This is a genomic window from Psychrobacillus sp. FJAT-21963, assembly GCF_001420585.1.
Classification (GTDB): domain Bacteria; phylum Bacillota; class Bacilli; order Bacillales_A; family Planococcaceae; genus Psychrobacillus.
The window spans coordinates 35,743-47,460 of record NZ_LJIY01000004.1; the positions used below are offsets into that span (position 1 = coordinate 35,743).

General features: G+C 37.7%; 11 protein-coding genes. 5 read left to right on the top strand and 6 right to left on the bottom strand.

Annotated features, from left to right (window positions below):
- The first annotated feature begins 38 nt into the window (after window positions 1–38).
- The 3 genes from AN959_RS10890 (at window position 39) to AN959_RS10895 (ending at window position 2,803) form a co-directional block, all read left to right on the top strand.
- Window positions 39–1,067, top strand: coding sequence for a PTS transporter subunit IIC (locus AN959_RS10890; protein WP_056830757.1), 1,029 nt, complete (start codon window positions 39–41; stop codon window positions 1,065–1,067).
- Window positions 1,068–1,190: 123 nt separating this feature from the next.
- Window positions 1,191–1,340, top strand: coding sequence for a hypothetical protein (locus AN959_RS21340; protein WP_172794361.1), 150 nt, complete (start codon window positions 1,191–1,193; stop codon window positions 1,338–1,340).
- 182 nt (window positions 1,341–1,522) lie between these two features.
- A complete protein-coding gene (locus AN959_RS10895) occupies window positions 1,523–2,803 on the top strand; it encodes a glucose-6-phosphate isomerase (RefSeq protein WP_056830759.1) in 1,281 nt (426 codons plus the stop codon).
- A gap of 228 nt (window positions 2,804–3,031) precedes the next feature.
- Here the strand turns inward: AN959_RS10895 and AN959_RS10900 are convergent, their stop codons facing one another.
- Window positions 3,032–3,925 carry an ROK family protein gene (locus AN959_RS10900; protein ID WP_056830761.1) on the bottom strand — a complete coding sequence of 298 codons (894 nt, stop codon included), beginning with the start codon at window positions 3,923–3,925 and terminating at the stop codon, window positions 3,032–3,034.
- Between the two features lies 1 nt (window position 3,926).
- Window positions 3,927–5,615 carry an alpha-glucosidase gene (locus AN959_RS10905; protein WP_056831139.1) on the bottom strand — a complete coding sequence of 563 codons (1,689 nt, stop codon included), beginning with the start codon at window positions 5,613–5,615 and terminating at the stop codon, window positions 3,927–3,929.
- A gap of 167 nt (window positions 5,616–5,782) precedes the next feature.
- Here AN959_RS10905 and AN959_RS10910 point away from each other — a divergent pair, with 167 nt between their 5' ends.
- Together AN959_RS10910 and AN959_RS10915 are read left to right on the top strand one after the other, a co-directional pair.
- Window positions 5,783–6,565 (top strand): ABC transporter substrate-binding protein, encoded by a 783-nt coding sequence (locus tag AN959_RS10910; RefSeq protein WP_056830763.1) that lies wholly within the window; start codon window positions 5,783–5,785, stop codon window positions 6,563–6,565.
- Window positions 6,566–6,693: 128 nt separating this feature from the next.
- Window positions 6,694–6,978 (top strand): YiaA/YiaB family inner membrane protein, encoded by a 285-nt coding sequence (locus AN959_RS10915; RefSeq protein ID WP_053591444.1) that lies wholly within the window; start codon window positions 6,694–6,696, stop codon window positions 6,976–6,978.
- Window positions 6,979–7,043: 65 nt separating this feature from the next.
- Here AN959_RS10915 and AN959_RS10920 read toward each other — a convergent pair whose 3' ends face one another.
- From AN959_RS10920 to AN959_RS10935, 4 genes are all read right to left on the bottom strand, one after another.
- On the bottom strand, window positions 7,044–8,651 hold the full coding sequence (locus AN959_RS10920; protein WP_056830765.1) for a thiamine pyrophosphate-binding protein: 1,608 nt from the start codon (window positions 8,649–8,651) through the stop codon (window positions 7,044–7,046).
- A 145-nt stretch (window positions 8,652–8,796) separates the two neighbouring features.
- The gene (locus AN959_RS10925) at window positions 8,797–9,429 is read right to left on the bottom strand and encodes an FMN-dependent NADH-azoreductase (protein ID WP_056830767.1); all 633 of its coding nucleotides are present in this window, start codon (window positions 9,427–9,429) and stop codon (window positions 8,797–8,799) included.
- A gap of 134 nt (window positions 9,430–9,563) precedes the next feature.
- Window positions 9,564–10,529, bottom strand: a complete 966-nt coding sequence (locus AN959_RS10930; protein WP_056830769.1) for a quinone oxidoreductase — start codon at window positions 10,527–10,529, stop codon at window positions 9,564–9,566.
- Window positions 10,530–10,853: 324 nt separating this feature from the next.
- The gene (locus AN959_RS10935) at window positions 10,854–11,693 is read right to left on the bottom strand and encodes a pentapeptide repeat-containing protein (protein WP_056830771.1); all 840 of its coding nucleotides are present in this window, start codon (window positions 11,691–11,693) and stop codon (window positions 10,854–10,856) included.
- Window positions 11,694–11,718 lie beyond the last annotated feature (25 nt).

The following is an 11,718-nucleotide window of genomic DNA, read 5'->3' on the forward strand; positions in this document are numbered from 1 at the left end:
GTAATATATTTAATACTATATATTAGGAGGAATACATAATGAAGCAGTCGACGAAAGAATATTTGGTCAACCGAATGTACAAGGGTTCCCAAGGATTAGCAAATGCAGTTCTTGTCACTCTAGGGATCGGTCTTCTTATAGAAACATTTAGAACATTTACAGGTTGGGAGGGCTTTTTAGTAATTGGAAAGGCTGCACAGCTTATGTTAGCTCCTGCTATAGGAGCTGGTATCGCCTACCAACTTGGCGGAAATACATTAGTAATATTTAGTGCGATGGCTTGTAGTACTGTAGGTGCTAATGCTTTGCACCTTAGTGCAGAGGGTACCTGGGTACTCACTACAGGACAACCGATTAGCGCCGTTTTGGCTGCAATCGTTGCTATCTGGGTTGGAAAACGCATTGCCGGTAAGACAAAGTTAGATATGCTAGCTATCCCATTCGCATCTATACTGATTGGAGGTGTCGCCGGTGTTGGTTTAGCCACAGTAACAACTCCACTATTAGAATCATTAAGTAGATTTATAGCGAATTCTGTAACAGGTTCCCCTCTTATGGGTTCAATTGTTATCGCACTTGTTTGGAGTATTTTCCTTATGTCCCCTGCTTCATCTGCTGCAATTGCAATTGCATTACAACTCGACCCTGTTTCCAGCGCAGCTGCATTAATTGGATGTACTGCTCAGTTTGCAGGGTGGACAGCGATGTCATGGAAACAAAATGATCTTGGTGCAAATATTGCGCAGTCTTTTTTAACACCTAAAGTGCAAGTTCCGAATATTGTTAAAAACCCAAGACTTGTTATTGGTCCATTTCTTGCTTCTGTTATTTGTGCACCAATCACCATATTGGTTTTTAACTTCCAGGTTCCATACACTTTAGCTGGACTTGGACTAAATTCTTTTATTGCTCCTCTTAATATCTTGGCTAATCAAGGTATAGGTGTTCTCCTGATGTACCTTGTATTAGGAGTAGCTTTACCAGCTCTTATTTCTCTTTCCGTGTATCATTTGTTAAAAGTTAAAGGACTAGCTAAAACTGGTGATTTGCATATGGAAGTTCAATAAATATGATGTTACATTACAAAGTACACATTTTGGTAGATTACCAAATGTGTGCTTTTATTTGTTTACATTGGTATTTACAGGGTATGTAGATTACAAGAATATACAGGGATGGAGTGAAGAGAAATGGATGAAGAAAAACGTGTAGAAGTCCATCGGGAAGAAAAAACAGATACTGGTTTAGTAGGTGCGACATTTATTAAATATGCTGCTTATCTCATTATCTTCTTTGGTGTTCTTTGGTTCCTAATTTCATATATTTTCCCAATGTTTTAAGAAGAAAAAATCACATTCTGCGTTAATGCAAAATGTGATTTTTTTGGTTGGTTTAATTGTTTTTGGTGTATGTCCCTAACTTCTTCTCCTCACTCCTTTGAAATGCATCAATATGTGCGATTTATTTTCTAAACAATGGTAAAATAAAAGTTAGAAAAATATGCTGTATAAAGGGGATAAGCATGAATATTTCCATAAATTATTCTGGAGACTACCTTGAGCTCCTTACACCTGAGTTAGAAAACAAATTAGAAGCAATACATAAAGGAATTCAAACGAAATCTTCAGAAGGTGCAGATTTTTTAGGTTGGTTAGATTGGCCGAGCACTTTGAGCCAAGATTTTTTAAACGATATAAAAGAAACGGCTGAGCGAATTCGTTCTCATTCTGATGTGTTGGTTGTCATAGGTATTGGAGGATCCTACTTAGGATCGAAAGCAGTAATAGAGGCGTTATCTACACCATTTCAAAAAACTAAAGAGACAGAAGTAATCTTCGCTGGACACCTAGTAAGTGGTGAATATTTAAAGCAATTAATGACATATTTAGACGATAAAGATGTTACATTGAACGTCATTTCAAAATCAGGAACGACATCCGAACCCGCAATCGCATTTCGTTTTTTACAACAGTACATGGAAAAACGATATGGCGATAAAGCTGCAAAACGTATCATCGTCACAACTGACCAAGAAAAAGGTGCTTTGCTTACACTGGCAGTAGAAAAAGGATATCAACGTTATGTTGTACCTGATAGTATTGGAGGTCGCTATTCCGTTTTGACGGCGGTTGGTTTGTTACCAATTGCCACTGCAGGTTTCGATATCGATCAACTGATCAATGGCGCAAAAATAGCAGAACAGGAATTTGCTAAATTTGATACAAAATCGAATCGTGCAATTCAATATGCTGTTATCCGCAAGCATTTATATGATAAGGGCTATGCTGTCGAAATCTTGGCAACTTTTGACGAGAAGTTAAAATATGTACAAGAATGGTGGAAACAATTATTCGGAGAAAGTGAAGGAAAAGAAGGGAAAGGAATCTACCCTTCGTCTGTTCTTTATTCAACGGATCTGCATTCCCTAGGTCAATACATTCAAGACGGTAAACGTATGTTGTTCGAAACATTTTTAATGGTTGAAAAGACGGATGTTGATTTGATTGTTTTGGAAGCAGAAAATGACGGGGACGAACTGAATTATTTAAGTGGCCTTACACTTCATGAATTTAATGCTGCATGTCACGAAGCAACAGCATCTGCACATTTGCATGGCGGAGTTCCCCAAATTACTATTACAATGGAACAAATAGATGAGCGTAATCTTGGCCACTTATTATATTTTTATATGATGGCCTGTGCGTATAGTGCATACTTACTCGACATCAATCCATTTAACCAACCAGGAGTAGAAGGGTATAAAACAAATATGTTTAAAATACTTAAGAAACCTGGATATTGAAAAAAAGTAGTGCACACCAATAAATGGTTGCACTACTTTTTTTGGTAAAGGAAGATATGAGTAGACCATATCCGATTATTCGGTCGAACCATCCGATTTTACTGATGAACCATCCGATTATTTGGTTGAGCCATCCGATTATTCAGGTCAACCGCCCGATTTTTCTTCTTAGCCATCCGATTACGAATAAAAAACGTTTTGCCCCCAATGAACAAAACGTTTTTTCTATTAAATCATATCCATAACAAGCATGGCCGCTCCAAGCATTCCTGCTTCATTTCCAAAATTGGCACGCTTTATTTCTAATGGTTTTAGTTTAAGTGGTTCTACCATAGTAAGCAGGTTCTCCCACCAATCATCAGCCGAATCAGCAACCCCTCCGCCAATTACAACGCAATCCATATCTAACACTGCTTGGAGATTAGATATAACAATTGCAAAATCCGAAAGAAATCGATTGCGTACTGTTATAGCACTTGAAAGTCCTGTAGATGCTAGACGAAACAGTTGATGGGATATTGCCAGTTTCCCTGTATCAGGATCGATGACATTTTCCTCTTCTATTAATCTTTTTAATGCAGTACCAGAGACATATTGTTCACTGCATCCCTGTCTACCACAGCCACAAAGTAGGCCATGCGGATATAAGATTAAGTGACCTACTTCTCCTGCTCCACCATGTACTCCGTTTTCCACTTTTCCATCAAAAACGAAGCCGCCTCCAAGTTTAGTTCCTACTGTTAAACAAACTACTCTTTCGAAGTCTTTTGCTGCACCAAGTTTTCCTTCTGCAAGCGCAGCGCAATTTGCATCATTGTTAATCTCCACACGTAAACCTGTTGCTGCCTCTAGTTGAGCTTTTACAGGGGTGCCCTGCCAGCCTTCAAGTTCTGTCTCAAAGGTTACAACTCCTGTTTTGGCGTCGACCATTCCTCTAGTACCTATTCCAATCCCCAATAAATCGGGATAATTCTCCATCATTTTTAACACTTGCTCTTCTAAATAAGGATATAGCGGTAAAACAGTTGGAATAGTTGTATCCTCTATAACGTTTCCAGACTCACTTACAACACCAATTCTTATTTTTGTTCCTCCAATATCAACACCAAGAACTTTCTTCAATCTACTTTCCCCTTTCAAAAGCAATCACAAACGACTCGTAAGGACGTACTTCAACCATATCTCCCTCTAATTTAGGAGAATCATAGTTAGCTATCATAATGTTTCCTTTGGTTTGAGGAAGGTTACATTCCTTCCACACAAGTTGGTTTGTTTTCTCTGAAAAATTGTTTACAATTAGCCATTCTTCTTCGGCTGTTTGTCGTTTGTACACAAACAGATCCGGGTGATCAGGTAACAATAATTGAAAGCTACCATGCGTGATGATAGCATGTATTTTCCTTAATTGGATTAGCCTTTGATACGTATAAAAAATGGACGATGGGTCTGCAATGGCTTGTTCCGCATTAATAAAAGAAGTATTCGTATTCATCCGAATCCATGGTGTACCCGTCGTAAAACCTCCGTTAGATGTCCACTGCATTGGCGTACGTGCGTTATCTCTACCCTTTGCATAAATACTAGACATAATTGTTTCATGAGCAATTCCCTGCTGACGCTTTTCCTTGTACATATTCAGCGTTTCAATATCACGATACTCACTTAAACTATCAAACTTTACATTCGTCATTCCTAACTCTTCACCCTGGTATATATAAGGTGTCCCTTGAAGCATATGAAGACAAATAGCCAACATTTTAGCTGATACTTCTCGAAATGCACCATCTTCACCAAAACGGGAAACGACTCGAGGTTGGTCATGATTATTCCAATAAAGACTGTTCCACCCTACTTCATGCAGTGCATGCTGCCATTTTTCGAGGTTCCGTTTTAATGCTACTAATTCTAATGGTCGAACATCCCATTTCTCATTAGGGCCACTATCTAAATTCATATGCTCAAATGTAAAGATCATATTCACTTCTTGGTTTTCTGGATTTGTATAGATTCGAGCATCTTCTGTTGAAGCTCCAGGCATTTCTCCTACAGTTAATACATCATAACGACTTAAAACCTTCTCATTCATTTCCCGTAGATATGTATGAATTTTTGGCCCATTCATAAAATAAGTACTTCCATCACCATATCCTTGTTCATGGTGAATCTCTCCGTCAGGAAGTTTCTCGTCCTTTGAAATAAAGTTAATGACATCCATCCGAAAGCCGCCAATTCCTTTTTCTAACCAAAACGTCATCATATCAAAAATATTATTTCGAAGCGGCCCGTGCTCCCAATTTAAATCTGGCTGTTTTTTCGAGAATAAATGAAGGTAATAAGAGTCTGTCAATTCATCCTTTTCCCATGCCGGTCCCGAAAATATAGAGCCCCAATTATTTGGAGGTTGTGCCCCTTTACCATCCCTCCAAATATAATAATCGCGATAGTTAGAATCCTTTGATGAACGCGATTCAACAAACCATGCATGCTCGTCTGAAGTATGGTTCACAACTAGATCCATCACAATTCGAATATCTCTTTGTTTCGCTTCCTCAATCAGCTGTTCAAAATCCTGCATTGTTCCAAACTCTTGCATGATCGTTTGATAGTCTCGAATGTCATAGCCATTATCATCATTAGGAGAATCATAGACTGGACTCAGCCAAATAATACCTATACCTAGTTTCTTCAAATAATCCATTTTTGAGATAATACCTTGTAAATCACCGACTCCATCTCCGTTGGAATCCATAAAACTTCTTGGATAAATTTGATAGACGACACTACGCTTCCACCAAGGCTCCATTTCTTTCACCATCCCATTTTTACCAAGTGTTAGAAATATTCTAATCTTTCCACAACTATAATGCAAGCGCTTGCATTATATTGTTACGATAGAATAGTATTGTATGATTTAGAGGACAATTTTTAGAGGATATCGAAGTATGAAGTTATATATTTTTAAAGAATAGGAGAAATGTAATGACTAATTTATTAACTGATCATCTTGGAAGAGAAGTGAAGGTCACTTCTTCCCCCAACCGCATTGTTTCCATTTGTCCTGCGATTACAGAAACATTATTTGCTTTAGGTTTAGAAAATGAAATAATCGGCCGTACGAAATATTGCATTTTCCCTCAAAAGAAGGTGGAAAAAGTAGAAATAGTGGGAGGTACAAAAGAAGTAAACGAAGAAAAAATACGGGAATTACAACCTGATTTGATTCTAGCTGAAAAGGAAGAAAATACAAAAGAGATTGTGCAAGCTTTAGAAAAAATTGCACCAGTATTTGTTTTAGAAGTACAGTCAATCAAGGATGCATATCGTTTTATAAGAACATTGGGGGCACTTACTAATAGAGAACAAAAAGCAGAAGAGCTTATAACCTCATGTAAATTTTCATTCCCTGTAGTTCCTGGTAACGAAAAGAAAAAAGCGGCATATGTCATTTGGCGGAAGCCTTATATGGTTGTTGGTGGAACTACCTATATTAATGATGTTTTACATACGCTTGGTTTTCATAATCCATTTGAAAAAGTTGGTCCCAGATATCCTGTAGTATCAAAGGAAGAATTTGCAAAGGCTAACCTTGACGTTCTTTTTTTGGCATCCGAACCGTTTCCTTTCCAAGAAAAACATGTAGTAGAATTTCAATCGTTTCTTCCGAACACGAAAATAATTTTAGTTGATGGAGAAATGTTTTGGTATGGTGCGAAGATGGTTACTGCTGGTTCATATTTCAAGGAATTAATTGAAAATATATAAGCAATTTTTAATGATTTCTTTCTTTACAAAACATCTTGTTTGAAAAACGTCTTTCCTGTAAATTAAAGATAAAGGGTAATTTTTCCTTACTACTGAATATATATTAGAAATGAAGAAAGGAGATTTTTATGAATAATAGAAGGTATAGAAGGCGTAATACAATGGCATTCACGGTATTATCCTATTTTACTTTATTCGCTGGCGTCTTCATGTTTAGCATCGGTCTTTATAATGCAGATAATTTAGAGCTCAATGAAAAGGGATATTATATCGCCGTAATGATATTAGTGGCAGTTGGAGCAATACTTACACAAAAAGTCACTCGCGATAACGCAGAAGACAACGAAATTCTTGCAGAGCAAGAACAAGAACGACTCGGTGTAAGAGCCCCTTCAAATGCGAAAGAATCATAATTTTAATGAAAAGTCCTGTGCGAGTTGAACACAGGACTTTATTTGTTTTTATTCTTTTTACAGCTTCACTTTGTTTCTGGAAAGAACTCCTGAGCGGTTGGAATATCAACTAAGGTCGGACCATTTGTTCTAATTGCTTGTTCGAGAATTGTTTCTAATTCACTATCTATTTCTGCTCGGAGACCAGTCCACCCGCATGCTTCCGCCACTTTAACGAAGTCTGGATTCGTTAATTGTGTACCTAGTTCTCTATCTCCAGCTGCTTGCATTTTATCTATTTCCATTTGTAAAGAACCATTGTTAAATACGATTACTGTGATATCCAAGTTAAAGCGAGTTGCAGTTAGAAGATCAGCCAACGTCATCTCTATACCACCGTCCCCTACAACAGCAACCACTTGCTTTTCAGGCTGTTCCAGTTTTGCGGCAATGGCAGCTGGAAGTCCAAAGCCCATGGAGCGCCAATAGCCTGAAAATAATACTCTCTGACTATTAGGACGGAAATTACGGTTAAACCAAACCGTTACATCTCCTGTGTCCAATGTTAGTACCGCATCTTCAGCGATTGTTTTTTCAATAGCTCGGACAATGCGAGAAGGAGAGACAGGGAAACCAGATTTTTCACCTTCTTCTTCGTTTTGTTTGGACCATTTTCTTTTCGTTTCTTCGATATGAGATAACCACTCGGTATTCGTCTGATAGTCTACTAAGCTTTGTAAAAGTAGTGGAACCACATGCTCTACTTTGCCTTTAACACCCATTTCAACTGGAATACCTTTTGTAGCATTTTCAAAATGGGTATCAATTTGAATAATCTTTGCATTTGTAGGCACATAGCCCTCTGGCCACCATGTCACTCCTGCTAGTAGAACGACATCAGTTTCCTTGAATACATCAGCTGCATGAGGATTTCCCCCTTCCCCGATTCCTTGTAGAAGTTGTGGCGTATCTTCCTTAAATACTCCTTTTCCTCCTAGACTTACCAATATGCCTGCTCCCCAAGCTTTAGAAAGCTCTTCAAGAGACGAAGATCCATTTACAGCTCCTGCTCCAGCAAGAATCATAGGTTTTTTTGCCGATTTCATTACTTCCGCTATTTCTTTTAAATCTTCTATTTGAAAAGAGGTCGTTCCTTCTATCACAGACGGTAACTTTCGAGGTTTCTTATTTGTTTCTATTTGAAATAAATCCTTTGGAATTGATATATGTGTGACCGTTCGCTGTTCTAAGGAAATTTGGGACGCTTTGACGAGTAGATCCACAATTGCATCCTCACTAGCAAGATTTGCGGAAAAAGTGGCAAATGGTTTAAACAGTTCTTGTTGATCAACATATTGCTGATAGTCTGTACCTATTTTATTTAGTGGTGCCTGGCCCGTCAGTGCTAGCACAGGTGCTTTATCCGAATAAGCATCCCCAAGGCCATTCAGTAAATTTGCTGCCCCTGGTCCCATCGTAGCCGTACAAACCGCAAGTCTTCCCGTTAGCTTAGCTTCAGCAGATGCCATAAATGCCGCAACCGACTCATGCTTCACAGGGATAAACTGAATCTTCTCCTGTTTGTCCAGGGCATCCAATAACCCGATAATAGCATCCCCAACAACTCCGTAAATTCGCTTAACCCCCAATAAAGACAGTTGATCCACTACAACCTCGGCAACAATTTTACCCATACAAAATAACCTCTCCTTTTAACAATTTAATTATCAAGTATTTTCCCTTATATAAATGGGATAAACATTTGACCTGTAAATATAAAAAAACGTTCACTAGTCATCATTAGACTTGTGAACGTTTTTTATAAGTTCATAATTAGATTTATACTAATTGTTTAGAAAGGTTTCGAGCAACTACTCTTACTTTTTCTAAACCAGCTGCAATAATTTCTTCTGCTTTGTCAGGCATTGCATTGTGCCCTTCAATAATAACTTCATCCGTAATTTGCATACCGAATACACCACCAACAACATTTTTAATGTAGTTTGCAGACATTTCCATTGGTGCAGCTTCTGGAGAAGAGTAAATGCCACCACGTGCATTTAAAATAACGGCTTTTTTATCAGTCATTAAGCTTACTAATTGACCTTCTTCGCTGTATTTGAATGTGAAACCAGCTTGGTACACATAATCGATAAACGTTTGTAATGGTGCTGGAATTGTTAAGTTCCATAAAGGGAATGCGAATACTACTACATCAGCAGCAGTTAATGCGTCCATAGCTTTTTGTTTTGCAGCTAAAAGACGTGCTTCTAAGTCAGTTAATTCTTCACCGTTTTGAACTTTTCCAAAAGCATTGAAAAGATCTTGACCGAAGTAAGGCATATCTTCTTTAAATACATCAAAAGTGGTTACATTTGCACCTTCGATATTTTCCATAAATGTTTCGTACATTTTACTTGAAACAGCTTCAGCAGCTGGACGGTTATTTGCTTTTACTACTAATATATTCACTTGTTATTCCTCCAAAAATTATATTGATAACATACGATATATTAACAGATAGTCTATTAGATTGTAAACTACTTTGATTTCGAGATAAATAATTTTATTATAAAATGTCACATACATTTCACAATTACTTTGTTTTAAGGTATTAATAAAATCTTCCCGACACTTATTCTACTTTCTAAGAGGGCGTGCGCTTGAGCACCATCCTGTAATGAGTACGTTGTCGGTTCATTCACTTTTATTTTCCCATCTTTAATCCACTCAAATAGCTGTGTTGAACGAATTTTTCTTTCCTCAAATGAAGTTAGAACGTTCCAAAGATCCCCACCTGTAAGTGTTTTAGAAGTATCCATTAGCATTCTCGGATCTATCGGAGCAGGATTGCCACCCGACATACCATAAAATACGACTGTTCCACCTTCTTTTGTAGCCTCAAAACTTTCTAATAAGGTAGAACCGATTGATTCATAAACCACGTCTACCCCTAGACCGTTTGTTACGTCTTTGATTTGTTCAATCCAATCTTCGCTATATAAAAACACAAAATCTGCTCCTGCCGTGGATGCAGCTTTTGATTTTTCTACTGAGGAGGTTAGCCCGATAACTTTTGCTCCTAAAAGCTTACCTATTTGTATAAGATTTTGACCAACTCCACCTGCAGCTGCATGCACAAGTATAGTGTCATTCGCTGTAATTTTGTAACTATCTTTCGTTAAATAATGGGCGGTTAAGCCCTGGAGTAAAACTGAAGCAGCTGTTTCAAAGGAAATATCAATCGGTAACGGTATAACTTTATCTATTGGAACGGTGACCAATTCAGCATTAGCAAATGGGACATCTGCAAAAGCAATTCGATCACCAACCTTCAAGGTCGTTACATCCTTTCCTACTTGCTCCACTACACCCGCCCCTTCGTACCCCAAGATATATGGAGGCTGACCTGCAAGATGATAATTTCCTTTTCTTCTGTATATATCAGCAAAGTTCAATCCAATCGCTTTCATTCTTATCAATAGTTCATTTTCTTTCATGATAGGGTCAGAAACTTCTTTATATTGCAGTACTTCCGGTCCACCAAACTCCTCAAAGATCAGTGCTTTCATGTGAACGCTCCTCGTTAGATTGATTTTAAAAATAATATTAAATGAACTAAATTAGAAACAACTAATGGGTCTTTTCGGTAAAAAAAAGAGCTAATCGCTCCCTTTGAAAACAATATTCCCACATCATTAACGTAGAATTTTTTGAAGGGTTGTTCGTAACTTCCATCACGACCAACCCTTCTTTTCGGTAATCTTACGGCTATATTCTGCTTTTGAGATAATTAAAAAATAGATGCTCTCCTATTTCTATGTAAGCTCCCTTTTATTTGATGAGTGTTGACTATTTTCAGAAATTCCTCACAAAGCAACCACTCTATTATTTGTTTAATTAGTCCAATGAAAAGGTGTTTTTAAGGAGGATGGTAACTTAGTATTTCTATCTCCTTTTGCAGCATTTATTTGTGCTTGAGTAAGAAAAATGCTTCCCGTTAAATTTGCTCCACTTATGTCAGCGTCTCTCAAGTCTGCTCCGATAAAATCAGACATCCTCAAATCCGCATTCTGCAAGTTTGCCGCAATAAGAAACGCACCTCTAAGGTTTGCTCCTCTAAGATCTGCTCCTCTTAAGTTTGCTCCTAATAGCTCTATTCCCCGACCAATCTTTTTCTGCTTCTTTATTGGAGCTTTAGATCTTACAAGTTCACTTGTTCGCAAAAGGAATTCGTTAACAGCCGCTCTGTGGGCATGGACATCAATAGTTAAAATTGATTGAGGAGGCAAATGAGTAAGTTCCTCCGTTTTTTCCAAAGCCTCTTCTAAATCTCTATATATAGGCTTTGTCTCCTCTCGACAAAGCGCTTCACTTAAATACACAAGTATTTCATGAAGTTGCTGCATGATAGGAAAGACATCGAACATTTCCTTAGCGGTTGAAGGATTATCTCTCCAATCATTCCCTTTATATGTGAACTGGGATACTTTTTGCCCTGCGCCAAAGCATTCATAAACTGTACAGCCTTTATATCCTTCATTTCTAAGGTTTTGATGTATTCCACAGCGATAATCGGATTGCAAGTTGGAACAGGGAGTACCTCCGTCTTTATCCAATGGAAAATCAGCTGATTTTGCGTAAGGTAAAGCTACGCAACACAATCCAAAACAGTTTCCACAATCAGCTTTTAATTTATTTTTAATATTGTCGTTTATTGATCTATGTTTAGACAATATCTACACTTCCTTTATTAGTTTG

Excerpts from the sequence above, each read along its gene's own strand:
- AN959_RS10890 (WP_056830757.1), top strand. The coding sequence starts at position 39 with ATGAAGCAGTCGACGAAAGAATATTTGGTCAACCGAATGTACAAGGGT.
- AN959_RS21340 (WP_172794361.1), top strand. The coding sequence starts at position 1,191 with ATGGATGAAGAAAAACGTGTAGAAGTCCATCGGGAAGAAAAAACAGAT.
- AN959_RS10895 (WP_056830759.1), top strand. The coding sequence starts at position 1,523 with ATGAATATTTCCATAAATTATTCTGGAGACTACCTTGAGCTCCTTACA.
- AN959_RS10910 (WP_056830763.1), top strand. The coding sequence starts at position 5,783 with ATGACTAATTTATTAACTGATCATCTTGGAAGAGAAGTGAAGGTCACT.
- AN959_RS10915 (WP_053591444.1), top strand. The coding sequence starts at position 6,694 with ATGAATAATAGAAGGTATAGAAGGCGTAATACAATGGCATTCACGGTA.
- AN959_RS10920 (WP_056830765.1), bottom strand. The coding sequence starts at position 8,651 with ATGGGTAAAATTGTTGCCGAGGTTGTAGTGGATCAACTGTCTTTATTG.
- AN959_RS10930 (WP_056830769.1), bottom strand. The coding sequence starts at position 10,529 with ATGAAAGCACTGATCTTTGAGGAGTTTGGTGGACCGGAAGTACTGCAA.